The following is a 25,935-nucleotide window of genomic DNA, read 5'->3' as shown; positions in this document are numbered from 1 at the left end:
CTTTGCTTCCTGTGCGGTAAGCACGTTTGGATTTGTGCGCAAGCACTACCGAAATTTTTAGGCGTAAAAAGCGTTTTCAAATTTACTTCAGTCGCTATGCCTATTCAAACATACAGATTGCATACAATGCGTCCGATGAAAGTCAGCTGGCTCTTTACACTCTTGGTCTTGCTTGCAGAGTCGCTCTCAGCGCAGCAGAGCGATGTGCAACTTGCTGAAGCACTCTATCAAGCAGGCAATTACGACAAAGCCGCTGAACTTTACGAAAAACTTTATCAGCGCGATCCAAATTCGCTATTCTACATAGAGCGACTGCGTGAGTGTTGGAGCGAACTGCGTCTATACGACAAGCTCATTCCTTTTCTGCAAAAGGAAGTGGCGCGTCAGAGAGCAGCGCAAAGTGCAATTCCGCTCAAAGTGCATCTTGCACAATGCTACATCGACAAACAAGATAATGCCAAAGCCAGCGAAACCCTGCGCTCAATTTCGGATTTGCTCACCACACAAAGTGACTACACACTGGCGGTTCAAGAACTGCGTCTTGCCAGATTCTTTGAGCCGATGCTAAACCTTGTGCACGAGGCACGCAGCAAGTTCGGCAGAGAATCACTGTTTGCAGAAGAAGCCGCAGACGCCTATGTCTTTCTTGGCAATTATCGCGCAGCAACTGAAGAATATCTCAAACTCTTGCATGAAGATTTCCCAAACTATGGCAAAGTGCAGGCGCAAGTGATGAGTTATGCGTCTAAGTCTAGCCCAGCGGCACTGAATGAAACACTTGAAGTTTTGGAAAAAGCGCGCAGCAAGTTTCCTGCAGCATCACTGGCGCGACAATTGCTATCACAACTGTTGATGCAACTCTACATTGAAGCAGAGAATTATGACGGTGCTCTGAGCGAAGCGATGTACCGAGATGGCGTAACACGCATGCGTGGCGCGCAGCTCTATAGTTTTGCCAATCAAATGTTGCAAAAGCGACAGTTTGCCACAGCGCGCAAGGCGTTTCAAACTATTATCGCTGATAATGCGGATGCAACCTTTGTACAGCGCGCTAAAATTGGATTAGTGTCCGTCTTAGAAAAAGAAGCCGAGATGCTTAGTGGTGCAGCGCGGCGCGCTAAACTCGAAGAAGCGCTGGCTGCGTATCGCGAATATGAACAGGCTTATCCCTCCGCACAAAATTTGCCCGATGTGTATCTGTCTTGGGCGAATTTGGAATACGCTGCACTCGAGAACCTGAACGCCGCAGCACAGGTTGCCAAAAAACTCTTATTGCGTTTTTATGAAACACAGCCAGCACGGTCAGCAGAAGTTTTGCTTGCCAAAATTCAATTGGCACAAGGTGAGTTCACAGGGCTTGAAGCTGCGTTGCAGAAATCGGCTTTACATCCAAACGCCGCAAGTGAAGTGCGTGCCGAAGCCACATACCTTTTAGCCTTTGTGCAGTTTCTCGAAGGCAAATACAGCGCAGCACTTCAGACGCTCGAGAAAATTGATACACGCTATGATGCTGCAAACGATGGACTCGAGCTACGTCTGCTCCTGAACGAAGCACTTGCTGACACTGCAAGAAATCCACAAGCCATTGATGCCCTCAAAGATTACGCTGCGGCTAAACGGGCACTAGCTCAAAAAAAATATGATGAAGCAGCTTCTCGATTTGGAGATTGGCTAAGCAAATATGCCTCATCTCCTCTGGCTGATAATGCGCTCTATGAACGCGCAATGATTTTGCGCTTAACGGCGCCACAAGCCGCTGCCGAAAGCTATGAAAGACTTTTGCAACTCTATCCCAAAAGTTTTTTATGCTGATAAAGCGCTCTTTAGTTTAGGCGAACTCTATGAAAATGAACGCAAAGAGCCAGCAAAAGCCATTGAGTGCTACGAGCGGCTCTTGCGCGACTATCCACGCAGTTTTCACTTGCGTCAAGCACGAGAACGACTAAGAAAACTTAAATCCAGCAGTTAGGCTATGCTGTATGATTTTATTGTCATTGGGTCTGGCTTTGGTGGTTTGAGTGCCGCCAGTCTTTTAGCCAAGCATGGGTTTCGTACGCTTATCTTAGAAGCGGCAGCTGTGCCCGGCGGATGCGCCTCATCTTACCTTATCAAACGCAATGGTAAGAAGTTTCTCTTCGAAGCAGGCGCTACAACCATCGTTGGGCTCGATGCGCATCAACCACTTAAAAATTTAGCTGACGCGCTCGGCATTTCATTTCCTGTGGTGGAAATCAATCCTTCCATGACCGTCCATATCAGCGGTAAGCATGTTGTGCGCTACAAGGATAAACTCAAATGGGCAGAAGAATGCTACCAAAAATTCTTTGCAGAGACCTCTTGCAGTTTTGAGCAGGTAAGAGACTTCTGGCAACTTATCTTTGAGCTTAACGATTTTGTCTGGCTTGTCTCAGAACGCAATCGTGCATTTCCACCAACCTCGCTGCGCGACATCTGGGAACTTTACAAATGCAACCCAATCAGCGATTTTCCCAAACTGCGCTATCTCTTTCAATCCACGCTCGAGACCATCAAGTCCTTTGGCTTAGATGTGAGCCAAGATTTCATCCGCTTCTGCAATGAGCAATTGATGATTACAGCACAGACTACTGCTGAACAAGTTGCCTTACTCTATGCTGCGCCCTGCCTCTCTTACACGAACAGCTCAAACTACTACGCTTACGGCGGTATGCTTGCACTTGCTGAAACACTGGTGCGAAAATATCAAGAACTAGGCGGCGAGATTCGTTATCGTGAGCGCGTCATTGCACTCGAGCAAGATCGCTACGGGCAATATCGCCTCTACACCGAAAGAGGCGAACGCTACACAGCAAGGCAAGTGGTAAGTAACGCCACGCTGTGGGATATGGCAGAAATTGCACAGGGCAAACTCAAACCTTTTTTTGAGAGGCGCGCAAAGCAATTTTCGTTTGCTTGGGGCGCCGTTACAATGAGTCTTGCAATAGAGAATACTTTACCTGACAATCTCACGCTGCATCATCAAATAATTCTGGATGAAAAAATTCCGCACTGCAAGTCAGATTCATTTTTCATCTCTCTCTCTATGCCTGATGACTACGCACGCCAGCCTGACGGTACACGCGTACTGGCGATTTCCACGCATACAGAGCCACATGTATGGCTTACGCCCGATGGCTATGCTGAAAAGAAAGCAGATGTAGAAAACTTTATCTTGAAACAACTCGAGCAACATTTGCCCGGTTTTTCCACGCAGAAAATTTTGTTCAAGACGCTCTCTACGCCAAAGTCGTGGCAGGAATGGGTCTATCGCAAGCACGGACGTGTAGGCGGCATTCCTAACACGCTAGATCGCTCCGTCTTCGACTTGCAAGGCGCAACGACACCGTTCAAAGGACTGTATCTTGCTGGTGACACGGTCTATCCCGGACAAGGCACTGCAGGCGTATGTCTGTCAGGTCAAAATGCCGTTTATCGTGTGTTGCAAGAACAGTCCCTTTTGCCAGACCGCTTAGGCTCTCAACCCCAAGCCAGAGAGCGGTTGAGCAAAGCTGAAGCGCAGTAATCGAGACATGCACAAAAGGTCTTAGTAACGCCAACTCTTGAGGTCTGCACCTTTAGGCGCCGTTTTTTCAATGCGCTCTAAAATCTTCGGCACATACATGGTATTGTAGCGCAGACGAGTGATGTAGTTAGGCAATGTAGGATCACCATTCCAGCAGTGCTCAAAGCGGTCGCCATATTTGACTTCAGCGTCAGCTTTAGGATTATCAAGGCTTTTGAGGGTTTCTTCCATCAGATAGACGGCATTGTTAAGGTAGTAGTTATCCATATCCCCACAGTAGATATGAATCTTGCCTTTAAGTTTTTCACCAATCTTTGGCCAATCGCGCTTGATGATATGCTGCAGGTCGTAATTTTCACGCCAGTAGGCTGCAACAGAGTGATCAATCTCACCCGTGAGTTTATTCCAAATGCGTTTGGGGTAACCATCTGCGCCAACAGGTGAATACACCGCTTCCCAAATGTCCCATTGATCGCCAGAGCGAGACTTTGTGCCTAAGACCAACTCTTTGATGTTCATATCTTCCAGCAGGGCGCTGATATGTCCCAAATAATCGCGTTTGCCCGGACGGGGCGTGCGACGAAACTGTCCCTCTTGGTAGTATGCGTTTTTGTCTTCATAGATATTGACCACAGTGTAGGCACGAAAATCAATGGGGTCAGGACATGCAGCAAAGCAGCCGTTGTATTCGTCAGGATAGAAAATTTGTGCTGCAAGCGCTTCCCAGCCGCCAGTTGAACCGCCGTAGAGAAATCTTGCCCAGCCTTGACCAATACCGCGAAATTGTTTTTCGATGAACGGAATCAGTTCATAAGTGATTGCATCACCATAAGGACCTAAGTTTGCTGAATTGACCGCGTAGGAATCATCGTAGTAGGGATTGGCATGTTGAATTTCGACGATAAGGAAGCGTGGAAAATCTTTGCTTGTCCAAGTTTTGTAGAAGTTATAGGCTTCCTGTGCTTGAATTTTTTTGTAGCCATAGATTTTGAAGCGCTCGTTGTAATCGCTGGTGTCCATATCGGCAGGAGGTGGCGTTTCGCTGAAACCTGAGAAATCAGCAGGGAAATGTCCGTGAAAGATGCAGAGCGGATAGCGTGCTTCGGGATGCTCTTCGAAACCTTCGGGCAAAAGCACATGGGCGCCCAGATACATGGGGCGTCCCCAAAACTCCGAGAGCAATTTACTTTGCATCTTGATGTGTTTGATATACTTGGTGTCCTTCGGTTCGGGTAGGGGTGGGTTCTTTTTGGTCAGCAAAAGAATAAAGGTTGATGTTTTCTTGGGGTCAATATTCATCACAACGACGTCGCTAACCAAGTTACCGGGCGCCGTGCGAAAATTTTGTCCTTCACCTCTATCCATGGGCAGTTTTAAGACACGTCCATCCTTGAGTTTGAAAGTTTCGTAGCGATGTAGAAGCGCTTGGACATAGTATCGTCCTGCTTTGAGACCTGAAAGGCTGCGAATCGGGTAACCTAGAACACTGGCGTCAATAGTAGCAGGCTTATCGGGTTGCCAATTTTCGACATCAATGCCGAAGACTTGTGCAGTAGTAACTTCATCACGAATTTGGTAGCGCGGTTCGCTGGTGCTGTCGGTTGTAAGCATCAGGAGCAGTCGCCCATCAAGGGCTTGATTTTCAAGGCTTTTGGGGAAGGTAACCGAAAATTTGATTTGTGCATGCAGTGTTGCGTAAGACAAGAATGCTGCAATGAAAAATAAAACTTTCATCATAGAACGATTGGTGAATAGAGTTTTTTGCAAATTGGTCGCACCTAAAATTTAGCCAAACTTATCAAACGATTCACTTGAAAATTTTCCTTTATATCGCCTCACGTCTCTATGGTATGGTCATGGCGGTGCGCAATGCACTTTTTGATTGGGGCACTCTGAACGTTTCGGCATCGCGCATCCCAGTTGTGGCAGTAGGTAATCTAACGGTGGGCGGGGCTGGCAAGACGCCAATGGTGGATTGGATTGTAAAGTTCTATCAGCGAGAGGGTAAGCGTGTAGCGATTATTTCGCGGGGCTACAAGCGCAAGAGCAAAGGCGTCGTGCTAGTGTGCGATGGTGAATTCGTGCGTGTCAGTGCCGCTGAAGCTGGCGATGAGCCGCTGATGCTGGCGCGGCGTAATCCGCAAGCCATTGTGGTCGTGGCTGAACAACGCATCGCTGGAGCACGATTCATTGAACAGCATTTTGCACATCACTTGCCCGACGTGATTATCCTCGACGACGCATTTCAGCATCGACAGATGCAGCGCAGCCTGAACATCTTGGTCATGCACGCTGAGCAAAATGTGTTTTCGGAGGCGCTTTTGCCGCTGGGGCGATTGCGTGAGTCCGTTCAAGGTATTGCGCGTGCTGATTTGATTGTGCTCTCCAAAGTAACTAAGTATCTTGAGCTTATGCCACTGTGCAAGGCACTGGCGCCTTTTCAAAAGCCTGTAGTGCAAACGAGTGTGCGCATTGTAGGGCTGCGCAGTTTCTTTTCCGCTGAACTTGTGCCACTGGGCACACAACCTTTTCTCTACACCTGGGCATTTGCATTTTCAGGCATTGGCGACCCCAAAAACTTTATGGAGACACTTCAGTGCGCAGGGCTAATTGTTGAGCATGCCAAACATTTCCCTGACCATCACGATTACACAGCCGAAGACATTGATTTCATTTTGAGTGAGGTGGTTCGCCACGGTACGAATATAATTGTAACCACAGAAAAAGATTACTATCGACTCAAAGCTAAAGAGGAACTCTTTAACGCGCTGCGCAATGCACCCTGTTTTTACCTTGAAATTGAATTTGACATTATGGCAGGCAAAGAAGAGTTAGAGTCAGCCTTGCGTCGAGCACTTAACGGTGCTGATTGAAGGGTAGGCGTAGGAACTTAAGCATTCATCTGTGGAAGCGGTGCTTCCACAGCTTCGCTGATGGTCGTGATAGTGGTGCGCCGCAGTACAGTTGCAGGCGTGATTTTTTCATTGTTTGATTTCGACATTTTCTTCAGCTCTGCCAGTATCATGCTAACTTCTTCCATAGAGCAGAAACTTTTTTCACCAACGATTTCCAGCATAGCAGCACTGACCGTGAGGAGTGGAAATTGTCTAAGATTTCCGTCGCGATCTTTGGCTGTCAGGTAGCCATTAAGGCGATCTTTTTCATCATAAAGTGCTTTGACACTTTCTGTAAATTCCACGATGACTTCACGCGCAGCTCGGTAGGCATCTTCAAACTCCACATTTTTGAAGCCGAGGAAAAAGTCATCACCGCCGATGTGCCCAATCATGGCGTGATCATCTCTATCGAAGTGTCGTTTGAGAATGTCTGCAAAAAGCAAAATCGCTTTATCACCGCGGCGAAATCCGTATTTGTCGTTATAGGGTTTGAAATTGTCAAAATCGTAGTAAATGAGCGAATAGTGGTCGACACCTGCAGCAAGACCTTCCGAGACATAGGTGTGGATAAGTGTATTGCCGGGTAATTTGGTAAGCGGGTTTTGATCGCGTGCAATAATGAGATTTTTTTCGTTGATGATGCTCAGAAGCGACCTTGCACTAAGAAAGCCTATGTACTGCATGTCCTCTACGAGGATAATCCCTTCACTATCGTCGTTTTCTCTTGAGAAAATCTCAATCATTTGTTCAGCTTTGGTATTGATGTCGACGATAGGGCACCGCACAAGAAAATCTTTGAGTGTTTTGCCGCTGGACTTCAATAGCTCACGACCGTAGGGCGAATAGGCAAAGGATTTGAGGTCGCGCTCACGCACAATACCCAGAGGCTCATTGCGAGGTGTGGTTACAGGACAGAAACTGCTATTTTTGTTTTCGAGAAAGTAATTAAACACTTCTTCTACGCTAGCATCGCTCGAAAGCTGCGGAATGAACTCAACTTTGCTGTAAATAAGTTGTTGATCGTTTGAGGTTTTACGTCGGTCAGCACGCGAGAGCTGCTCGACATAATCGTATTTCAACTTCAATTGTGAGACATCGGTGGTAGGCGCCTGAAAGAGGTAGCCTTGGACGAAATCGCAGCCGAGGTCGCGGCAGACATAGAACTCTTGTTCAGTTTCAATGCCTTCTGCAACAGTCAAGATGCCCAACAAATGCGCCATATTGACAATATTGGTTACAAAAAATCGCTTCTTGGAATCTTTAGTGATGTCGGAAATAAAAAAACGGTCGATTTTGATGAAATCAGGCTCAATGCTGTAGAGTAGCTGCATACCAGAATAACCGACACCAAAATCATCAATAGTAATTTTGTAAGACTGTGCATGTGTAACTTTCAAGAGTTGCAAGGCTCGCGTAAGGTTGCTGAATCGATGACGCTCCGTAATCTCAAATGAAATACTGTGCGGTGTCAGACCGTAGCGAGCAAGAATCTTTGCAGTGTACCCTTGCTGGTAGTCGGGCATATCTATGATGCGGCTATCGACATTAAAGAACAGTTTACTTTTCTCATATGCGCCGGTTGCAATAAATTTTTGAATTGCTTTTTCTCTTAGGAAAAGCTCAACCTTGAAGAGCACACCTTCGCGGTAGGCAGCATCGAAAAATTCTTGAGCTGTCTCAAATCCAACTAACTCATAGTTGCGTAACAACGCCTCAAAGCCAAACACTGCTCCTGTATGCACATTGATGATGGGCTGAAAGGCGTAATCAACGATGTCGAAGACAATTGCTGCCCATTTCTCTTCGAGTGTTCTCATAACAAGTCATGAGTTTGCAGGAACTGCAAAAGAAAAAGATACATGTATGAGTAACGGCAAAGATAGTTTTTTGCACAATTTCTTTTGCTCAAAGATCAGAACACACAGGGAACAAAGAATGCTTAAAGATGCAGAAAGTCTTGGTGCAAAGAAAAACTATGGCTGCACTTTTCACAGTGGCTTAAAGCGTTGTAACTTTGAACAATTAGCAGAGCAAACACACAAATGAAGCCAGCATACAGACCCAACTTTGAGAAGTTTCTCAATACCCTCTCGCCAGAACAAATGATGTTCTTAGGCGCTCTTATCGAGCAAGATATGCAAGCTAAGGACTATGCGAATATGGATTACCTTGCTGATTTGATGTATGAGCGCACACAGCATCTTAATCATCACGATTTGCAGCAAGCCACCTTGGAGCAATTCTTCGACCCATATTTCCCCATTGTATAACTCAAAGTGCACAATCAATGAAGATAGGCATTCTCGGCACAGGTAATATGAGCAGCAGACTTGGCAGAGTCTGGCTGAACAAGGATCATCAGGTTTTTTCGGTACGCGCTCTGTTGAAAAAGCGGCGCAACTTGTTGCAGAAACACAAGCAAAAGCACAAGCAGGGTCGTATCAAGATGCTGCACAATTTGGTGAAGTGATTTTCTTAGGTGTCCCATGGAGCGCCGCAGAAGAAACTGTGCGAGCACTTGCAAAAGACTTGCGCAGCAAAACACTGATTGATTGCACGAATGCCCTTGCACCAGACTTTGCCTCACTTGTTATACCGCACGATACTTCTGCTGCTGAACTCATCCAATCATGGTTACCAGAGACGCATGTGGTCAAAGCCTATAACACAATTGGGGCGAAAGTCCTCGCTAATCCGCTCTACGACGGCATTCCGGCAACAGGCTTTTACTGCGGCAATCACACAGAAGCAAAAGAAAAAGTTGCTACACTGATTCGCGATAGTGGTTTTGAACCAGTTGATTGCGGGACACTCCAACAAGCGCGACACTTGGAGACCATGACACTGCTCTTTCTAAACCTTGCCTTCAAACAACAGATGGGCGGAGAAATTGCATTCAAATTGCTCAAACGCTAATTTCTCTAAGGCAATCTCTAACCAATTCCTTCTGCAAAGCATGATGCGTACACGTACTGTCCTTATCTTTTTGCTGACCATGCTGCTGGGTTCAGCGCAGTATCAACATGCGGCAGCACAACTTGTAACCTTGTCTTCAGAGTGGATTGAGACGCCGTCGCGCGCCGAGCGGTTGCAGCGCCTTCTTGCTGAGAAAGTCGCAGCGATTGAATCAAAGGTGATTGCTTGGCGGCGCGACTTGCATCAGCATCCAGAACTGTCGAACCGCGAATTTCGCACAGCAAAGGTGGTGGCTGACCATCTGAAAAGTTTAGGGTTAGAAGTACAAACCGGTGTGGCACATACTGGCGTGGTGGCAGTGCTGAAAGGCGCCTTGCCGGGCAAAGTGGTCGCGCTGCGTGCCGATATGGACGCGCTACCTGTTACAGAAGAAACCGGATTGCCGTTTGCGTCCAAAGTCAAAACCACATACAATGGTCAAGAAGTCGGTGTGATGCATGCGTGTGGGCATGATTGTCATACCGCAATTCTCATGGGCGTAGCCGAAATTCTTGCTTCAATGAAACAAGAGTTGCGCGGCGCAGTCAAGTTTATCTTTCAGCCTGCTGAAGAAGGTGCCCCACCGGGTGAAGAAGGCGGTGCAGAGTTGATGATTAAGCAAGGCGTGCTTGAAAATCCAAAACCTGATGCCATTTTCGGTTTGCATGTCTTTGCAGGATTAGAATCTGGGAAAATCGCCTATCGACCGGGTCCAACAATGGCAGCGGTCGACAACCTTGAAATCACAATTAAAGGCAGGCAAACACACGGCGCAAAACCCTGGGCAGGCGTTGACCCGATTGTCGTTGCTTCACAAGTTATCTTAGGCTTGCAAACGATTGTGAGTCGTCAAGTCGATGTAACCGCAGAGCCCTCTATCATCACGGTTGGCAGCATTCATGGTGGCGTGCGACACAATATCATTCCCGATAGTGTGCATCTGCTGGGCACGATTCGCACCTTCAACGAAGAGATGCAAAACGATATTCATGCGCGCATTCAAAACACCTCTGAACAGATTGCAAAAAGCGCAGGCGCGCGAGCACGCGTAACCATCAGAAAACTTTACCCTGTAACGCATAACGACGAAGCCTTGACTGCAAAAATGTTGCCCAGCTTAGAGCGTGCCGTTGGCAAAGAAAATGTGATGACCATGAGCAAAATCACGGGTGCAGAAGACTTTTCGTTTTACCAAAAGAAAATACCGGGATTTTTCTTCTTTGTTGGCGTTACGCCTAAGAGTGAACTCAAAACCGCTGATGCCAATCACTCCCCAAGATTTTTTGTCGATGAATCAGCGCTGCAGTCTGGACTTAAAGCAATGTTGCAGGTCGCGCTGGATTTTCTTGAATCACGTTAGCATCGCGCTCAATATAAAAAACCAAGCAGTATGGAGCACTTCGCAATCGGCGTGGATTTAGGAGGCACGGCAATTAAAGTGGCCTCCGTCTCTGTTAGTGGTAACATTCTTCTTGAACACAAACTCCCGACTGAAGCCGCAAAAGGTCCAGAGACTGTGATTGAGAATATACTTGCGGGAATTTGCACAGTGCTTAATGAGACACTCAAAATGCACGCACGGGATTTGCTGTCAGGTGTCGGTATAGGTGTACCGGGCGTGGTGAGTTTAGACGGTGGCACAATTAGTTATCCGCCGAACTTGCCTGGTTGGACCGTGGTCAGGCTCGGCGACATTCTGCGCACAGAACTTGAACGACGCAAGAAACTCATGCTACCTATTTTTGTTGAAAATGATGCAAATGTCGCCGCGCTTGGCGAATCAACGTTCGGTGCGGGACGCCAGTTTAGCGACTTTGTGATGATTACGTTAGGTACAGGCGTGGGCGGTGGCATTATTATCAACAACAAAATTTATCGCGGTGTTACAGGAGCCGCTGGCGAGCTAGGACACATGACGATTGACTACCGTAGTGAGCGCATACATGCTGGAATTCGTGGCTCACTGGAAGGACTCATTGGTCAGCAGCGCATTGTCGACTATGCCAAATCTTTGATGGCAGATGCACCATCCAAGATTCTCCATGAACTATGCGATGGGGATTTATCTCGCTTAGATGCCAGATTGCTCAGCGAGGCTGCACAGCGTGGCGATAGCATTGCCCTCGAGACATGGCGCTTTGTAGGCGAGGCCCTCGGCGCCGGATTAGGCACAATTGTCTCCGTGCTGGACATTCGCAAGTTTGTCGTTGGCGGAGGAGTCTCTGGTGCAGGTGACTTCATTCTCAAGCCTGCGCGTGAAGCACTTTATCGCTATACGCTCAAATCAATGCACGAAGGTTTGGAGATCTTGCAAGCAAAACTCGGCAACCGTGCAGGTGTGATGGGCGCGGCAGCACTGTGTTTCTGAACGCACATTGAAAGAAAAATCATGTCCCCAGTTGCTCGCTGTGCTGCGTGTGCAACAAGCTAGAAAAAACTCTTGCATGTGCATCTTAGTGCTGCTGTAAATCTCCCTTTCAGTGTATATTTGTCTTGCCCTTTTGATGTACATCGTCAACTTGAAACTTATCCAATCGAAGTATGCCACTCATCCAAAAAATCACTGCCCGACAAATTCTGGATTCACGCGGCAATCCAACAATTGAAGTCGATGTCTATACTGAAACCGCGTTTGGACGTGCCGCTGTGCCAAGTGGTGCAAGCACTGGCGAACATGAAGCCGTTGAACTGCGCGATGGTGATAAGAAAAAATATCTCGGCAAAGGCGTGCTCAAAGCCGTGAAGAATGTCAATACGGTTATCAACGATGCTCTTGCAGGTATGATTATCACAGAGCAAACGGCGATCGACCGTAAACTCATTGAGCTCGATGGCACAGAAAATAAATCCAAACTTGGCGCAAATGCGATTTTGGGCGTCTCGCTGGCTTGTGCGAAAGCAGGTGCAGATTTTGCGGGTTTGCCGCTCTATCGCTACATCGGGGGCACTCTTGCAAGAACACTCCCTGTACCGATGATGAATGTGCTCAACGGCGGCGCGCATGCCGATAACAACGTCGATTTTCAAGAGTTCATGATTGTGCCGCTCGGCTTTACTTCATTTAGTGAAGCCCTGCAATGCGGCGCAGAAATTTTCCACGCGCTGAAAGCCTTGCTCAAATCAAAAGGATACAGTACAGCGGTCGGTGATGAAGGTGGCTTTGCACCAAATCTTAAATCCAATGAAGAAGCCATAGAGCTGGTCATTGAAGCGATTGGTAAAGCAGGCTACAAAGCAGGTGAAGCTGCCCCAACAGCTACAAAGTCAAAGAAAGCAAGCAGCGCACCTGCAGCTGCAGGCAATGTCATGATTGCTCTCGATCCAGCCAGCTCCGAGTTCTATGACCCGAACAAGAAAAAGTATGTCTTCAAAAAATCAACCAAGCAAGAACTCTCGTCTGAGAAAATGGTGGAGTACTGGGCAAACTGGGTCAAGACCTATCCGATTATTTCGCTGGAAGATGGTATGGCAGAAAATGATTGGGATGGTTGGTCGATGATTAGCAAGCAGCTTGGCGATAGGGTCCAACTCGTAGGTGATGATCTTTTCGTGACGAACACAAAAATACTTGCGCGCGGCATCGAGATGGGTGTTGCAAATTCTATTCTTATTAAGGTCAATCAAATTGGCACGCTGACCGAGACACTGGAAGCTGTCGATATGGCAACGCGCAATGGCTACACCTGCATAATTTCACATCGCAGCGGTGAGACTGAAGACGCCACGATTGCACAACTTGCAGTGGCAACCAACGCGGGACAAATCAAAACGGGCAGTATGTCGCGCACTGACCGCATTGCAAAGTACAACGAACTGCTGCGTATCGAGGAGCAACTCGGCAGTGAAGCGCGCTTCTTAGGCAGAGCCGCATTTCGCATCGCAGCAAAAGATTAAGTGCATGCGTGCATTAGAATATCTCGCGTACAACTTTGTATGTGCCGACATGCGCCTCAACGGTCAGTTCAATCGGCTTAGCATATCCGCCGCCTAAAGCAAGCGAGACGGGAATACCAAGACGTTTGCACGCAGTAAGCACCATTCTGTCGCGCTCCATCAAACCCTGATGCGTCAAGGCAAGTCGTCCCAAGGCGTCCTCTTTGAGCGGGTCAACACCTGCTTGATAGAGCACGATATCGGGCTGAAAGTCAAAGACTTTAGGCAAGTGCAAAGCCAGTGCGTCAAGAAACTCGGCATCGCTGGTGTGGTCAGGCAGCGCAACATCAAGCGTGGAGGGCACTTTGCGGAAAGGATAATTCTTTGCTCCATGCATGCTGAAAATAAAGACATCTTCATGTCCGCCTAAAATCTCAGAATTGCCATTACCTTGATGCACATCCAAATCAATGATGGCAACACGACGCACCTGTTTCCGCCCCAAGAGCCACAGCGCAACTACAGCAAGATCATTAAAGACGCAATAGCCTTCACCAGAATTGCGCAAGGCATGATGCGTCCCACCTGCGAGGTTGCCAGAGACGCCATCTTGCAGCGCAGCCTCGGCTGCAGCAAGTGCCCCACCAACTGTGGCAAGTGAACGCAGAACTAACCCTTCACTCCAAGGAAATCCAATGCGACGAATAACATCAGGTGAGGCTGAGCCGCTGCAAATCGCATCTACATAGTCAGGCGAATGCGCCAGCAGCAGTTGGTCGTGAGTGGCAAGCGGAGGTTCCAAGAGTTCTGAATCGCGCACCACACCCTCACGCAAAAGTGCCAAACGAATCAAGCGATATTTTTCCATCGGAAAACGGTGTCCATCGGGCAAGTCAATCGTGTATCGCTCGGAATAAAAAGACGCGCATAGCAAAAACAACTCCGTTGGTTTTAGGCAGGCGTGTTGTGAAAACCCTACAAAGCTCGACAGTCTCTCAATACATGAGTTGAATACCGGTTCGGAAAAACCAAGTGTTTGCAGGGTTAAACTGCCGCAGAAAGCGTGCATCGCCAGAGAGACGGTTGTCAGCAAGTTCTGTGCGGCGCAGCAACGTGTAACCGCCCTCGAGCGAGAGATAGGTTTTCTCGAGGAATTGATAGCGAATAATCGGTCCCGCTGTGAGATTAGCAAAGCCGAATTGATTCATATTCAGACTGTTTAGTGCCGCATCTCCCACACGATACTCGCTGCCGTTGAGCAAGAAACTTACGCCCAGTTCCCATTCTTTGGACGGATAGAAAATAAAGTCAAGGTTGCGTGGAATAATGGCGTCAATCATAAATGATTCGCCACCGAAGTAAATCATGTGTGCAATAGGCACAATGAGGACGCGACCGAAATTGCTGGTGCGTGCGGCGCCCAAACCCAGTGTAAGTTCATCGCTGATGCGCCAATCTACAAACGCTGCGCCTTCCAAGCGTGCGTGATCGAAAACCACATCACGAAAGTCAGAAAAGACGCCCGGACGTGCTGCTACAAACAAGGTGAAGTCAGTAGAAAGCCGTTGTTGCCAGACAAGGTCAAGAAAGACAAAGTGCGCTTCGCGTGGTGCAAAGATAGCAGGCGGGCTGGAAGAGACAGCAATATCCTGACCAAGCCGCACATAGCGATACTGTGCACCAAGCGTCAGACTGGACGCACCGCGCTTATCCAAAAACACCTTGAAGGACGCATTAGCTGTAAGCGCAAACGCGCTAAGTGTATTGCTAGAAAGAAACGCAGGCTCGGCTTTGTCTAAATTCGCCGCGCCAAATTGCTCATAGCGAATTCCAATTTGTTCGCGTTGTGCGTAAAGTGGCAGTGTCGCAAAAAAATAAAGCAAATGAAAAGGGGAAAAAATCGTCTGAAAAGTCTCATCGCAGTAGAGTTTCGTTGATACAGTTTTTGAAATAGCCGCTGAAATTACAAGCATTCAGGTAAATCCAAAAAATGATGAAAATTGCTTGGAAGGAGGTCAGGTTGTATTTTCACGCACTGCCATTCAAAAACATAACTAAGTTACTATGCAACAACCTGCAAAATTTTGCCTTGCTACTCTGCTGCTCTGCATGGGGCTACTCTTAAGCGCCTCTGCAAAAGCGCAAGACGCGAAAGCAGTGTGTGAGGAGATTGATCGGCTAATGGAGCAAATCAAAATAGCTGAAGCGAAAGCTAAAGTCGATGAAGCATTAGATAAGTTCCCGAATGATTTTGAGGTGATGTGGCGCGCCTCGCGTGTCTATGTGGTCTTTGGCGACACACAGCCCAAGAGCGAACAGGAAAAAATTTACGTCAAAGCCAAAGAGTTTGCCGACAAAGCCGTCTCACTCAACCCGCAATCCTCCGTTGCTTATGTGCGTCGTGCTGTAGCAAACGGAAAAGTCGCGCTCTTCAGGGGCGTGCTCAGCGTGAAAGATTTGGTTAAACAAACGCGAGCAGACGCAGAAAAAGCCATTCAACTCAATAGCTCAGGCGACCAAGTCTTGGCAACTGCCCACTACATTTTAGGCAGAACACACCTCAAACTCTCTGAAACACCCGAAGTGATGCGCATTCCGCTTGGCCTTGCATGGGGCAACCTCGATGATGCTATCAAACATCTTGCAAAAGCCGTTGAGCTGCGCAACGATTTCGTGATGTTTCGCTTGGATTATGCGCGCGCCTTAGAAAAAGACGATAAGTTTGCAGAAGCCCGCGCACAACTTGAAAAAATTCCCACGCTTAAAGCACAAGAGTACGGAGATGAGGAACGCAAAAAAGAAGCCGCAGAACTGCTTGAAAAACTTCGGGGCAAGTAAAACATTGTGTGATTTGTAACACAACTGCAACTGACCATGCAGCATCGTACGCAACAAACCCTATTGCTTGGCGCAAGAACGCTAGGTCTCTTTTTTGATTCGGATAATTAAATCTGAAAGCAGCGCAACTTGTGCTTCCAACTGCAAGATTTTTTCACGCAGTTTCTCGTTTTCCTCAATCAGTGTAGCAATTTGCTGCTGAAAGAGAGTGTCTTCAACTTGATCCCCTTGATGTTGATGAATGTGATGTGCATCTGAGTTGGTGTTGAACATAGAGCCCTTTCCCGTAAGTAGCCAGTTTGTATTGATGTTAAAGTTTCGCCATAGCGAATGCAGCAACTGTACACCGGGTAGTTTCTTACCGCTCTCAATTTCGCTGATAAATCCAGTCGAAGTGTTGAGGCGATTCGCAAAATGCTGCTGGCTATAATGCATTGATAAGCGTGCTTCTTTCAAGCGCACACCGATGTCCTGAACAAGAGATACTGTTTTGAGTCCTTTTTTTTCTGTCTCTTCTGCGAAACTTTGCATAATACTAAATTTTCTCTTTAGCGAAAAACTTACCCATCTTTAACGAAAAAAAAACTTATTTTTCTCTATAGAGAGAACCTTTCTGCATTTCTGCATAAAAATCTTGCATAAGTTTTCGTATGCTTCTCTTGATTGAAGACGATGACATCATAAGAGAAACACTTGCAGAGTACCTTAGTGAAAACTACGAGGTAGTTGTTGCAAAAAACGGCAAAGAAGGATGCCTGCAGTTTGAGCAGCTTCAGGATAAGATTAAGGTCATCATTACCGACTATGACATGCCAGAGATGAATGGTATGGAGTTTTTGCATTGGTTGCACGAGAAAAACATCCGAGTGCCAAAGATAATGATGACAGGCAAGCTCATCTCAGAGGACGAGTATAAAAAAATCCGATTATACAATGCCTACCTGCTCTCAAAGCCCGTAGATATTGAAGTCATTGACAATCATGTACGCAGGTTTTTTTTAGGCTCTAATCAAGTCGAGCTGTAACTTATTCATCACTTGTCTTATTTACTTCACTTTCGCTCCGCGAGGATTCTCGGTCGTATTCCAACATCTTTTCTACAGCGTTATACTCTACGACAAAGGAAATCACGGTGGCCCGCACCATTTCCAAGTCAGGTTCAATTTCCTTAAAGTTTTTGCAGGTAAAGTGCTGATGCTCACAAAAGGCTTCAAGAAAATAACCGATGTAAGTTTCTTCCGTGTCATCTTCTCTAATACGAACGGCTTCACGCATTTCGAGCCCATAGCTTAGAAGGTATGTATTGTCTTTATCAAAGATAGCAAACGCGTAAAGCACAGGGGGCTCATAAAGGTATTTTTCGCGCAATTCTTCTGTAGCGATTGGACAGACATAGACGTCAATAAAGTAGCGGTCGGTCTCAATCTCCTCAACCTTCTGCAGGCGTGCCCAACGGGGGCTAAGTTGCGTATTGGTCATAAATGTAACGAGAAACGGAATAGAGTTACAGAAAACTTGACGAGGCAACGCAGTTGCTGACGATATCGTTTTTCTTACGAAGATTCAGCGGAGTGTGCAGTAGGCTCTGATGAATCTTTGTGCTGTTCATTTCTTATAGGAAAAGCCCATGCCTTAGTTCGCTTGTGATGTTTTTGCATCAGCGTGTTTGACATACTTTTCTAGCCATTCGTGCATTTCATAGAGCATGTGCATCACCGATTCGCGAGCTTGATAGCCATGTGATTCATGCGGAAGCAAAACAAGCCGTGCAGTTTTACCAAGTCCTTTCAGAGCATTAAACAAGCGTTCGCTTTGCAGCGGAAAGGTACCTTGATTGTTATCGGCTTCACCATGAATGAGCAAGATGGGCTCATTGATTTTCTCTGCGTTCATAAATGGAGACATGGCGATATAGGTCTCAGGGGCTTGCCAAAGGGTGCGTTCTTCGTTTTGGAAACCAAATGGTGTGAGTGTGCGGTTGTAAGCACCGCTGCGTGCAATGCCAGCACGGAAAAGGTCGGAGTGCGCAAGAAGGTTCGCCGTCATGAATGCGCCATAGGAGTGCCCACCGATTGCAATGCGATTCTTATCGGCTACACCGCGCCGTACGACTTCATCGACTGCAGCTTTGGCACTGGCGACAAGTTGCGGTATGTAAGTATCATTAGGTTCTTTGCCGGCTTCACCGACGATGGGCATCGTTGGACCATCGAGAATGGCGTAGCCTTGTGTGAGCCAGAACAGAGGCGAGCCCCAGTTGATACGCGTGAAGCGATAGGGTGAGCCAACCACTTGACTTGCGGCCTGGGCACTTTTGAACTCACGCGGATACGCCCACATCAGCATCGGCAGAGGTCCTTTGTCTGGGGTATAGCCTTCGGGCAAGTAAAGCGTAGCAGAAAGCTCTACGCCATCCTCACGCTTGTACTTAATTAGTTCTTTCTGAACTTTAGCAAGCGCAGGTGCAGGGTGTGGAAAGGTTGTCAGTTGTGAGAGTGTATTTTGAGCAAGATTGCGAAGGAAATAATTCGGTTGTTCAGTTTGAGATTCGCGGCTTGTAACAAGAAGCAAGTCTTTTTCATCGAGAATTTCTACGGGGTATTCGTAATAAGGTGCTGCCGATTGCCAAAGGCGCTGCGACTGCTTTGTCGAGAGCACGAACTTATCGAGAAAAGGCTTATCGCCCTCAGGTGAAGCGCCGTCGCCGATGAGAAACAGTGCATTGCCATTGTCAGTCAGATGTAAGACCATCATGCCATTTGGCAGGGGTTTCATTGCTGGCGTGCCGGGGTCAGAATAGCGGTCTTCGAAGGAGCGCTCGAAGAGCAACTCGGGTTTAGCTTGTGCTGCGGTGGTGTTAATTTTCCAAGTCCGAATTTTTCGTGTCGCCCACCATGCTTCATTGACAAGTGCAAAACCTTTGTCGCTCCACATGACATTTTGGTAGCGATAGTTCAGCGCAAGAAGTTCTCGTGGCTTGTCAGTAAAAGGCTCGCTGAGTGTGAAGAGTTTATCACGCACTTCAGCTTTGGCTTTGGGGTTTCCCTCGTCTTGTGCTTCTGACCAATAAAGTGTAGCAGGGGCATCTGCTCGCCATTGGCAGTTATGAATGCCTTTACGTACTGCATCACGACCGAGGGGAATGTCTTCAGCAAGGGGCAAGTCGGCAAGTTCTTTAATCACCTTGCCTGTCATATCAAGCACTTCAATTTTTTGGGGAAACGCATGGCAGGCACGAGATACGAAAATGGTCTGTGCAAGGACTCTACAAGTAGATATTTGCCGTTAGGCGAAGGCTGAATTGTAGAAATCAAGCCTTCTTTGGCAAGCACTTTTATCTCACCTGAGAGCAAGACACGCACCAATCGGGCTGAAAGGAAATACTCAAACAGAGCTTCATCGTACGCATTTTTTAGCAGGTCTTGAAAGGTCGGAGCTGCGGCGGTTTTGCCTGTAGTCTCTTGAATAACTGGACCTGAAGGCACGGTGGGTTCAGCAGGTTTGGCGCCGCGCTTGTCGGAGATGAGTTTTGCAATCAGTCCTTTGCTATCAGGCAGCCAGACGAAGGTTGTGCCGTAAGCATCGCTAAGTTTGGCATCGAGCAGTTTTCGTGCGCTTGCTTTGGAGAGGTCGGCAAGCCAGAGTTCAATTCCATCTTCGCGCGTGAGTGTGAAGGCAATGTACTTGCCGTCAGGTGACCAGCGCGGTCGACCAATACGCGCATCATTTGGCAGACCTGCAATGGTGCTCTCTTTGCCATCGCGAAGGGATTTGACAATGAGTTTTGTGAAGTATTCGGCTCGACTGCGACCGTTTGTGCGTGGGTTCAAGCGCAGGCCTGCAAGGCGAGCTTCAGGTGCAGCAAGCTCCGAAATGGGCGGTAGGCTCGGGCGCTCCATAATTAGCATCGCATCGCTGCTTGGGGAAAAACTGACAGCAGGTGTCGGAGGTGCATCAATCAAGTCTGCAATTGCCTTGGGTGGCATCTTGTAACCCGTTGCACCTTGCGAAAACACATCGCTCATAGCAAAGGTTAAGAGGAGAATAACACAAAAAAAGAAGGCGCGATAGAGCATACGCTTATTGAATTGGTAAAGGTTCGTCATCTACCAGTAAGGAAAGCATAAGCTAATAACTACATCAAATTTTGCCAAATACCAAACAAAATCGCTGTTGGGCATGCAATAACGCAATGATTCATGAGCGTTGTGGTGCAAGCTCCACGATACCTTGTGCGGCGCGAAGGCGCAAGGCATCACCTGTTTGAATCAGCTGTGTGGCGTATCTGACATTTGTGATAGCAGGCAAGCCAATCTCACGCAAAATAATGGAGCCGTGTGAAAGGTCGCCACCTGTTTCTACAACGACGCCTGCAACCAAAGCAAAGGTAGGAATCCAACCAGCATCCACCGAGCGTGCAACCAAAATCGTGCGCGAAGTCTCATAACCCTCAGGCAAACGTGTCTCTGGTACCTGTAAGACCCACGCTCTACCAGTAACTTCACCATCGGTGAGACTGATGCCTGCCAAGCATGAAGGACGTTCATTGACTGCGGCACTGAAGGTTTCCAAATCATCGAAACGGTGAAAGAAGTCGGGGACAGAGAAGGTTTCTAGGCGCTTTAGTTCGACGCTGCGTTGCTCAAAAAATTCTGATGAATAGGTTGCGCCCTCATCGAGAGCGAGGGCTTCTTCAAGGGTAAGGTGCCATAGCCATTCAGCTTTGGGAAGTTGTCCTCTGGCTTCAGCCTGTGCGGCAAGTCGTAAAAAGTCTGCGCGGCGATGTTGAAAGGCGCGCATCGCAGTGTATCTCAACTGTTCGCGAGCACGGATTGGGCGAGCAGCAGCTTGCCAAATGGGAAAGGTAAGTATGCCCAAGAGTGTGCGCTGAGGTAGAGCATGATGCGGTGGTGACTGCAGAAGTGCCGCAAGAAGCGGTTGTGGCTCTTCCGAAAAGCGTGGGCGAGAAATATCGCTTTCATAAATCCCACGATGTCCATGCTTTTGCAAATACGCCTGCCAGAGCGATTGAAAAGCAGGGTCGTCGGGCAATTTGCCTTGCTGCAAGGCTGTAGCAAGGGGTGGATGCTGCAAGACCATCAGGCGCAGCGGCTCAAGATCGGTATAAAGTTCAGTGGAAATTGTGCGCAAGCGTGCGCTGTGCTCTGCAAGCCTATTGAGTTTGCGTAGTATCATCAATGGCAAGCTCATTGCAGCCGTCAGCGAAAACATTTCAGTAACAAGTGCAATGTAATGCTGTTGCATGGCAGTGATGGCTTCGGCAAAGGTGTGCGCACGGCTCTCAGATGCTGAAAGAAGACGTGCAGCGGTGGCTTGAGCCTGCTGTGGTGAGCGCAGTTGTGCAAGCCCTTGACGAAGCAAAACAGGCAGATGAAAGAAGAGTCGCCGCCAATTGATTCCAAAGGTACGACCAGCTTCGCCGCCAATGTTATCTGTAACAAGTCGTGTGGGCAAACCCCAGTGGCGCATCATCTCACTCATCAGCGAAAGGTTGATAAACGGTCGACCAATAAAGACCTCGATAAAACGTCGCTGTGCAGGTAGCGACGCATCAAATTGTCGGTAGTAAGCAAAGAGCTTGTGGGCGCACGAGGCAATAAGGCTTGTCATCAGGCGTGAGGGTAAAGGCGGCAAAATTTCTTTGTGATTTGCAATGGTGAATGCATCGTTGCGGCGTGTCGGGCGTGTCACTGAGCGAAGCTGAATAAGCCAGCACTGCTTGCCATCATCTGCCCACTCAAGATCCCAGTCGTTTTGTCCGAAGATACGCCGTACTTTACGCAGTAAGGTCTGCAAGCGCTCTGCCCACAGTGGCAAGGGCTCGCAAGCAAGGTGTGTTTCATACCAATTGAGTTTTGGCAGAAGCAGCACATTGCCCTCGACCTTACCTGATACTAATTGCTCGGCTGTGCCGCTGGTGTAATTGACAAGGTCATCTTCGTACTCGCGCTCCGTAAATGCGATACCTGAGACTTGGGCGTCGATCATTTCCATAATGAGCACATCGCGCCGAAAATCACCAGAATGGCGCAAAGCAGACGACCACACTGTGCACAATGCCTCTACGAACGCTGCAGGGTCAGCACGATGGACAAACAAGCGCGACTCAAAAAAGCCGGCTAAGCTCTCGTTAGTACGATCTTCAGCTGAAAATGCGGAACGCACCGCAACACGCCTCCTAAATGCAGGGATAGGAGCAAGTGCAAGCAAACGGTAGGGGTTGGGACAGATAACTTGTGCAGTCTCAAGCGTGATAGCACGCTTTTGCAAAGCAAGTGTGTAAAATTCGTGCGTAAGAATAATGCCTTTGGGGACAGGCAGTGCCGCATGGCGCGCAAGATCGAGAAGGCGTGCTTTGTTGCCAATAGGTAAAACTGCAGAGAGGGCGTTGCCAAGCGGCAAAATCAACATGGCAATTGAAATTAAAATTTGCACTGTGAAATTTGTGCTCTAAACGCAGGCAGAGACTATTTCATTTTGAAGAAGCACATGCGAAGTAATTGACAGCGCTGAGGCGGGAGAGGCAAGGTAGGTGTCTGCGTCCAAACAATCAATGTAAGCAAGGTTGTGTGTTAGTGTGGGAAAGCGAAGACAGCACTTTCCTAAAATTGCCTCAGCTAAGCTGTGGGGATTAGGTCTTTTTCGCTGTTGATGTAGATAAAGCGTGCATCACCCCAGAGTTTTTCAAGACCGTAAAAGGCGCGTCGCTCTTTGAGAAAGACATGCACAATGACTGTAATGTAATCGAGTACCATCCAAGTCTGTTCGCGAATTTCACGGTGTGCAGGTTTTTGACCCTCTTCAAGCAAGCCGTCGTAAATGGCATCGGTAATCGCTTTCACTTGTCGATCTGAATCTGCTGAGCAAATCACAAAAAAGTCTATAGAATCGGAGAGTGTGTGCACATCGAGGAGCGTAATGTCGTAGCCCTTTTTGCTGAGGGCAAATTCAGCGATGCGCCGCGCCAAGCGTTCTGATTCACTGATTTCAACAACGGCAGGCGAAGGTTGCAACTCAAGGTGCGCCGTCTTAGCACGCGAGCCAGTTTTACTACCTTGCGCACGTGTTTTGCTCGATGTTTTCGCAGTTGATGACGTACGCTTTGATTGAGATGAAGCGCGAGTCATCTTAGACGATGTTCGAGGTAACTTTTCGGACGCTGATTTTTTCGACAAAGGATGCTCTGGGTTGAGTTACCAAACTTTTTTGACACAAAAATATACTTTAGCTTTTGCTATGGAAAAAAAAGCCTATGTAGAAATCTCCCTGTCCATCGGCGCAGAATACTTCGATGTGGCTATTGCGCTGCTAAGTCAGATTGGCTATGAGGCATTCTGGGAAGATGGCGATACACTCCGAGCCTATATGTCAGCAGCCATGTGGAACGCTGCGCGAGAATGTGCCACGCAGGCGGCTTTAACCGAAGCGTTAGGAAGGTCAGTTGCTATGCATGTTACCTTTCTTGAGGAGCGCAATTGGAATGCCGAATGGGAAAAAACACTTGTCCCAATAGAGGTCTCCTCACGCATTGTGATTGTGCAGTCTGGAAAAACTGTACCTAACCTTGAGGGTCGCCTCACACTTGAGATTAACCCGAAGATGTCTTTTGGAACAGGTTACCATGAAACCACACGCCTGATGATTCGCACGCTTGAGATGACAATGCAGCCGACGGACTTTGTGCTTGATATCGGCACGGGTACAGGTGTGCTGGCAATAGCTGCACGCAAATTGGGCAACCGCAATCCGATTCTTGCACTCGACAATGATGAATGGTCGGTAAAAAAACGCTTTGGAAAACATTGCAGCAAACCAATGCGAAGACATAGAGGTCGAGCAACTTGATGCGCTAAGCGACCTTGAGCGTGTGCTTGCGCTGCAGCCGTGGACATTGATTTTGGCAAACTTAAATCGCAATGTACTCGAAAGACTTCTGCCGCAGTTAGCATCACACGTCCCTCAAGCTAAGGTGATGCTCTCAGGGATTTTGAAATACGACCGTGATTGGCTGGACCAACGGCTTTGCCAACTGCATTACAATATGCTCTCTCTGAGTAGTGAAGGCGAGTGGCTGTGTGCCCTTGCGGCGCAGTCAAACAAACAGGCATCGCTATTGTAACTCGAACCAAAAACACAAATGAAACGAATCGCCACGCTTGATATTGGTACAAACACTACCCTGCTACTTATCGCCGATTTGGATACGGCAACAAAAACCCTCACGACAATTCTCAATGCACAAGAAATCGTGCGTTTGGGCAAAGGTGTCGATGCCGCTGGAAATATCAATGCTGATGCGGTAGCGCGGCTTATCGAGTGCCTAAAAAAATATCTGCAGCTGATTGAACAATATGGCGTGCAGCAGATTGTGGCGGTTGGCACAAGTGCGCTGCGTGATGCGAACAATCGAAATGAAGTCATTGAGCGTGTAGCTAAAGAAACAGGCATTTGCATTGAGACCATTTCAGGTGCAGAAGAAGCCGAACTGACCTTTCTCGGTGCAGTGGCAGGCTGGCATGATTTACCTGCACCCTTTATGGTGATTGACATTGGCGGCGGCAGCACGGAACTGGTCTTAGGGTCGGCAGGTGGCATAGAGGCGCGTGTAAGTTTAGATATTGGCGCCGTGCGTGTCAGTGAGCGCTTTTTTTCAGCAGCGCCGCCCACAGTAGATGAACTCAATGCGGCAACACAATGGATTACTGAAAAAATCGCAAATGAGCTTGCCCTCCTTATTGAAGGACGCGAGTGTGTGTTTGGCGTGGCAGGGACAATTGTTACACTTGGACAACTTGCCAAGGGATTGCCACGATTTTCGGCAGAGTTGCATGGCTTTACGCTGCACTATCAAGAGGTGCAGCGTTTGAGTGAGGTCTTTGCACGCTCGACTGTAAAGGAGATAATTGAACTTGGGGTTGAGCCTGGCAGAGCTGATGTTATCTTGGCAGGCTCACTGATTTTGCGTCAATTTATGCGGCTCTTTGCAACAAAAGCTATTACTGTAAGTGTGCAGGGATTGCGCTACGGCATTGCGCAGCGTGCACTACACGCCTTGCTAAATTGATAAATTACCTGCACCAGAAACTTTTGCATTTCACTTCGCAACCTTCATAAATTCTTGTGCCGTGCAACGCCCCACAAGTTGCCGCGCAAATGAAGCAATAATTCACAATTATCCACAACACAATGCAACGACGCGACTTTCTCAAACTTACAGGTCTTGGTATTGGCGCAGCGCTGATACCACTCCCTGCTTTCTCAATGCCCATCAGCGAAGAAGAAGCACGCACGCCCATAATGGACTTTGCTGACAAAAAACGACTTGCAGATATCGGATTGAACACCGCTAAAACGCTAGGCGCAACATACTGCGACGTGCGGATTAGTCGCAATCTGAATCAAGCTATTTTCACACGCGAAGACCGGGTGCAAGGTATCGTCAACTCACAGTCTTTCGGAGTTGGGGTGCGCGTGATTGCAAATGGCACATGGGGCTTTGCCTCAACCAATACAGTTAATGCAGACGGTATAAAAAAGGCGACGGAACGCGCAGTTGCAATCGCTAAAGCGAACTCGCGGCTGCAAAAAGAGCCTGTCAAGCTTGCGCCACAAGCCGCACAAGGCGAACAGACTTGGAAAACACCCATCGAAAAGAATGCTTTCGAAGTGCCGATTGCCGATAAAGTCAAACTCCTGCTTGAAGTCAATGCCGAAGCCATGCGCGCAGGGATTCGCTTCGTGAACTCGCAACTGTTTATGATCAATGAGCAAAAGTTTTTTGCCTCTACAGACGGCTCTTACATCGACCAA

Annotated in this window: 24 protein-coding genes and 1 pseudogene; 16 read left to right on the top strand and 9 right to left on the bottom strand. The window is 47.9% G+C overall.

Annotated elements, in window-relative coordinates:
- The first annotated feature begins 96 nt into the window (after nucleotides 1–96).
- The 3 genes from CMR00_03220 to CMR00_03210 are packed head-to-tail and all read left to right on the top strand — an operon-like array spanning nucleotide 97 to nucleotide 3,541.
- Nucleotides 97–1,812, top strand: a complete 1,716-nt coding sequence (locus CMR00_03220; protein PIO48753.1) for a hypothetical protein — start codon at nucleotides 97–99, stop codon at nucleotides 1,810–1,812.
- Nucleotides 1,769–1,969 (top strand): hypothetical protein, encoded by a 201-nt coding sequence (locus tag CMR00_03215; GenBank protein PIO48688.1) that lies wholly within the window; start codon nucleotides 1,769–1,771, stop codon nucleotides 1,967–1,969. Before CMR00_03220 ends, CMR00_03215 begins: the two co-directional genes overlap by 44 nt.
- A gap of 3 nt (nucleotides 1,970–1,972) precedes the next feature.
- Complete coding sequence (locus CMR00_03210; protein PIO48687.1) at nucleotides 1,973–3,541, top strand: hypothetical protein; 1,569 nt, start codon at nucleotides 1,973–1,975, stop codon at nucleotides 3,539–3,541.
- A gap of 21 nt (nucleotides 3,542–3,562) precedes the next feature.
- Here the strand turns inward: CMR00_03210 and CMR00_03205 are convergent, their stop codons facing one another.
- A complete protein-coding gene (locus tag CMR00_03205; protein PIO48686.1) occupies nucleotides 3,563–5,278 on the bottom strand; it encodes a hypothetical protein in 1,716 nt (571 codons plus the stop codon).
- A 113-nt stretch (nucleotides 5,279–5,391) separates the two neighbouring features.
- Here CMR00_03205 and lpxK point away from each other — a divergent pair, with 113 nt between their 5' ends.
- Entirely contained in the window at nucleotides 5,392–6,414 is a 1,023-nt protein-coding gene (gene lpxK / locus CMR00_03200; protein PIO48685.1) for a tetraacyldisaccharide 4'-kinase, read from the top strand.
- A gap of 17 nt (nucleotides 6,415–6,431) precedes the next feature.
- On the opposite strand, the gene CMR00_03195 is transcribed toward lpxK, so the two are convergent.
- On the bottom strand, nucleotides 6,432–8,255 hold the full coding sequence (locus tag CMR00_03195; GenBank protein PIO48684.1) for a GGDEF domain-containing protein: 1,824 nt from the start codon (nucleotides 8,253–8,255) through the stop codon (nucleotides 6,432–6,434).
- 46 nt (nucleotides 8,256–8,301) lie between these two features.
- Between CMR00_03195 and CMR00_03190 the strand changes: the two genes are divergently transcribed.
- The 6 genes from CMR00_03190 (at nucleotide 8,302) to CMR00_03165 (ending at nucleotide 13,287) form a co-directional block, all read left to right on the top strand.
- Nucleotides 8,302–8,484 carry a hypothetical protein gene (locus CMR00_03190; protein ID PIO48683.1) on the top strand — a complete coding sequence of 61 codons (183 nt, stop codon included), beginning with the start codon at nucleotides 8,302–8,304 and terminating at the stop codon, nucleotides 8,482–8,484.
- A complete protein-coding gene (locus tag CMR00_03185) occupies nucleotides 8,481–8,708 on the top strand; it encodes a hypothetical protein (protein ID PIO48682.1) in 228 nt (75 codons plus the stop codon). The genes CMR00_03190 and CMR00_03185 overlap by 4 nt, the downstream gene beginning before the upstream one ends.
- A 70-nt stretch (nucleotides 8,709–8,778) precedes the next feature.
- Complete coding sequence (locus CMR00_03180; protein PIO48681.1) at nucleotides 8,779–9,354, top strand: F420-dependent NADP oxidoreductase; 576 nt, start codon at nucleotides 8,779–8,781, stop codon at nucleotides 9,352–9,354.
- Between the two features lie 43 nt (nucleotides 9,355–9,397).
- Nucleotides 9,398–10,753, top strand: coding sequence for an N-acyl-L-amino acid amidohydrolase (locus tag CMR00_03175; GenBank protein ID PIO48752.1), 1,356 nt, complete (start codon nucleotides 9,398–9,400; stop codon nucleotides 10,751–10,753).
- A gap of 30 nt (nucleotides 10,754–10,783) precedes the next feature.
- Nucleotides 10,784–11,761, top strand: a complete 978-nt coding sequence (locus CMR00_03170; GenBank protein ID PIO48680.1) for a sugar kinase — start codon at nucleotides 10,784–10,786, stop codon at nucleotides 11,759–11,761.
- Nucleotides 11,762–11,934: 173 nt separating this feature from the next.
- Nucleotides 11,935–13,287: a phosphopyruvate hydratase gene (locus CMR00_03165; GenBank protein PIO48679.1), complete on the top strand. Its 1,353-nt coding sequence runs from the start codon at nucleotides 11,935–11,937 to the stop codon at nucleotides 13,285–13,287.
- 13 nt (nucleotides 13,288–13,300) lie between these two features.
- Here CMR00_03165 and CMR00_03160 read toward each other — a convergent pair whose 3' ends face one another.
- Nucleotides 13,301–14,134: a histone deacetylase gene (locus tag CMR00_03160; protein ID PIO48751.1), complete on the bottom strand. Its 834-nt coding sequence runs from the start codon at nucleotides 14,132–14,134 to the stop codon at nucleotides 13,301–13,303.
- A gap of 127 nt (nucleotides 14,135–14,261) precedes the next feature.
- Nucleotides 14,262–15,239: a hypothetical protein gene (locus CMR00_03155; GenBank protein PIO48678.1), complete on the bottom strand. Its 978-nt coding sequence runs from the start codon at nucleotides 15,237–15,239 to the stop codon at nucleotides 14,262–14,264.
- 91 nt (nucleotides 15,240–15,330) lie between these two features.
- On the opposite strand from CMR00_03155, the gene CMR00_03150 reads away from it, so the two are divergent.
- Nucleotides 15,331–16,104 carry a hypothetical protein gene (locus tag CMR00_03150; protein ID PIO48677.1) on the top strand — a complete coding sequence of 258 codons (774 nt, stop codon included), beginning with the start codon at nucleotides 15,331–15,333 and terminating at the stop codon, nucleotides 16,102–16,104.
- Nucleotides 16,105–16,185: 81 nt separating this feature from the next.
- On the opposite strand, the gene CMR00_03145 is transcribed toward CMR00_03150, so the two are convergent.
- Nucleotides 16,186–16,635 carry a hypothetical protein gene (locus CMR00_03145; protein ID PIO48676.1) on the bottom strand — a complete coding sequence of 150 codons (450 nt, stop codon included), beginning with the start codon at nucleotides 16,633–16,635 and terminating at the stop codon, nucleotides 16,186–16,188.
- Between the two features lie 119 nt (nucleotides 16,636–16,754).
- Between CMR00_03145 and CMR00_03140 the strand changes: the two genes are divergently transcribed.
- Entirely contained in the window at nucleotides 16,755–17,129 is a 375-nt protein-coding gene (locus tag CMR00_03140) for a hypothetical protein (protein PIO48675.1), read from the top strand.
- Nucleotide 17,130: 1 nt separating this feature from the next.
- On the opposite strand, the gene CMR00_03135 is transcribed toward CMR00_03140, so the two are convergent.
- The 4 genes and pseudogenes from CMR00_03135 to rsfS form a co-directional block, all read right to left on the bottom strand.
- On the bottom strand, nucleotides 17,131–17,583 hold the full coding sequence (locus CMR00_03135) for a hypothetical protein (protein PIO48674.1): 453 nt from the start codon (nucleotides 17,581–17,583) through the stop codon (nucleotides 17,131–17,133).
- Nucleotides 17,584–17,736: 153 nt separating this feature from the next.
- Nucleotides 17,737–20,180: pseudogene (locus CMR00_03130) on the bottom strand (S9 family peptidase).
- 121 nt (nucleotides 20,181–20,301) lie between these two features.
- Nucleotides 20,302–22,536 carry a hypothetical protein gene (locus CMR00_03125; protein PIO48673.1) on the bottom strand — a complete coding sequence of 745 codons (2,235 nt, stop codon included), beginning with the start codon at nucleotides 22,534–22,536 and terminating at the stop codon, nucleotides 20,302–20,304.
- A gap of 206 nt (nucleotides 22,537–22,742) precedes the next feature.
- Nucleotides 22,743–23,252 carry a ribosome silencing factor gene (rsfS, locus tag CMR00_03120; GenBank protein ID PIO48672.1) on the bottom strand — a complete coding sequence of 170 codons (510 nt, stop codon included), beginning with the start codon at nucleotides 23,250–23,252 and terminating at the stop codon, nucleotides 22,743–22,745.
- A 109-nt stretch (nucleotides 23,253–23,361) separates the two neighbouring features.
- On the opposite strand from rsfS, the gene CMR00_03115 reads away from it, so the two are divergent.
- From CMR00_03115 to CMR00_03100, 4 genes are all read left to right on the top strand, one after another.
- Nucleotides 23,362–23,970 carry a 50S ribosomal protein L11 methyltransferase gene (locus CMR00_03115; GenBank protein PIO48671.1) on the top strand — a complete coding sequence of 203 codons (609 nt, stop codon included), beginning with the start codon at nucleotides 23,362–23,364 and terminating at the stop codon, nucleotides 23,968–23,970.
- Nucleotides 23,918–24,244: a hypothetical protein gene (locus tag CMR00_03110; GenBank protein ID PIO48670.1), complete on the top strand. Its 327-nt coding sequence runs from the start codon at nucleotides 23,918–23,920 to the stop codon at nucleotides 24,242–24,244. Before CMR00_03115 ends, CMR00_03110 begins: the two co-directional genes overlap by 53 nt.
- An 18-nt stretch (nucleotides 24,245–24,262) precedes the next feature.
- Complete coding sequence (locus CMR00_03105) at nucleotides 24,263–25,189, top strand: phosphatase (GenBank protein PIO48669.1); 927 nt, start codon at nucleotides 24,263–24,265, stop codon at nucleotides 25,187–25,189.
- Between the two features lie 122 nt (nucleotides 25,190–25,311).
- A partial coding sequence (locus CMR00_03100; protein PIO48668.1) for a TldD protein occupies nucleotides 25,312–25,935 on the top strand: 624 nt, incomplete at its 3' end.

It is taken from the genome of [Chlorobium] sp. 445 (assembly GCA_002763895.1).
Taxonomy (GTDB): Bacteria; Bacteroidota; Chlorobiia; order Chlorobiales; family Thermochlorobacteraceae; genus Thermochlorobacter.
Note: the sequence above shows the minus strand (reverse complement) of the source record. Positions and strands in the feature narration are given on the sequence as shown.

Bases quoted from the DNA above. Each gene is read 5' to 3' on its own strand.
- CMR00_03190 (PIO48683.1), top strand. From the start codon at position 8,302: ATGAGTAACGGCAAAGATAGTTTTTTGCACAATTTCTTTTGCTCAAAG.
- CMR00_03195 (PIO48684.1), bottom strand. From the start codon at position 8,255: ATGAGAACACTCGAAGAGAAATGGGCAGCAATTGTCTTCGACATCGTT.
- CMR00_03155 (PIO48678.1), bottom strand. From the start codon at position 15,239: ATGCTTGTAATTTCAGCGGCTATTTCAAAAACTGTATCAACGAAACTC.
- CMR00_03205 (PIO48686.1), bottom strand. From the start codon at position 5,278: ATGATGAAAGTTTTATTTTTCATTGCAGCATTCTTGTCTTACGCAACA.
- CMR00_03220 (PIO48753.1), top strand. From the start codon at position 97: ATGCCTATTCAAACATACAGATTGCATACAATGCGTCCGATGAAAGTC.
- CMR00_03165 (PIO48679.1), top strand. From the start codon at position 11,935: ATGCCACTCATCCAAAAAATCACTGCCCGACAAATTCTGGATTCACGC.
- CMR00_03125 (PIO48673.1), bottom strand. From the start codon at position 22,536: ATGTTGATTTTGCCGCTTGGCAACGCCCTCTCTGCAGTTTTACCTATT.
- CMR00_03140 (PIO48675.1), top strand. From the start codon at position 16,755: ATGCTTCTCTTGATTGAAGACGATGACATCATAAGAGAAACACTTGCA.
- CMR00_03145 (PIO48676.1), bottom strand. From the start codon at position 16,635: ATGCAAAGTTTCGCAGAAGAGACAGAAAAAAAAGGACTCAAAACAGTA.
- lpxK (PIO48685.1), top strand. From the start codon at position 5,392: ATGGTCATGGCGGTGCGCAATGCACTTTTTGATTGGGGCACTCTGAAC.
- rsfS (PIO48672.1), bottom strand. From the start codon at position 23,252: ATGACTCGCGCTTCATCTCAATCAAAGCGTACGTCATCAACTGCGAAA.
- CMR00_03150 (PIO48677.1), top strand. From the start codon at position 15,331: ATGCAACAACCTGCAAAATTTTGCCTTGCTACTCTGCTGCTCTGCATG.
- CMR00_03105 (PIO48669.1), top strand. From the start codon at position 24,263: ATGAAACGAATCGCCACGCTTGATATTGGTACAAACACTACCCTGCTA.
- CMR00_03185 (PIO48682.1), top strand. From the start codon at position 8,481: ATGAAGCCAGCATACAGACCCAACTTTGAGAAGTTTCTCAATACCCTC.
- CMR00_03210 (PIO48687.1), top strand. From the start codon at position 1,973: ATGCTGTATGATTTTATTGTCATTGGGTCTGGCTTTGGTGGTTTGAGT.
- CMR00_03115 (PIO48671.1), top strand. From the start codon at position 23,362: ATGGAAAAAAAAGCCTATGTAGAAATCTCCCTGTCCATCGGCGCAGAA.
- CMR00_03135 (PIO48674.1), bottom strand. From the start codon at position 17,583: ATGACCAATACGCAACTTAGCCCCCGTTGGGCACGCCTGCAGAAGGTT.
- CMR00_03170 (PIO48680.1), top strand. From the start codon at position 10,784: ATGGAGCACTTCGCAATCGGCGTGGATTTAGGAGGCACGGCAATTAAA.
- CMR00_03160 (PIO48751.1), bottom strand. From the start codon at position 14,134: ATGGAAAAATATCGCTTGATTCGTTTGGCACTTTTGCGTGAGGGTGTG.
- CMR00_03175 (PIO48752.1), top strand. From the start codon at position 9,398: ATGCGTACACGTACTGTCCTTATCTTTTTGCTGACCATGCTGCTGGGT.
- CMR00_03215 (PIO48688.1), top strand. From the start codon at position 1,769: ATGAAAGACTTTTGCAACTCTATCCCAAAAGTTTTTTATGCTGATAAA.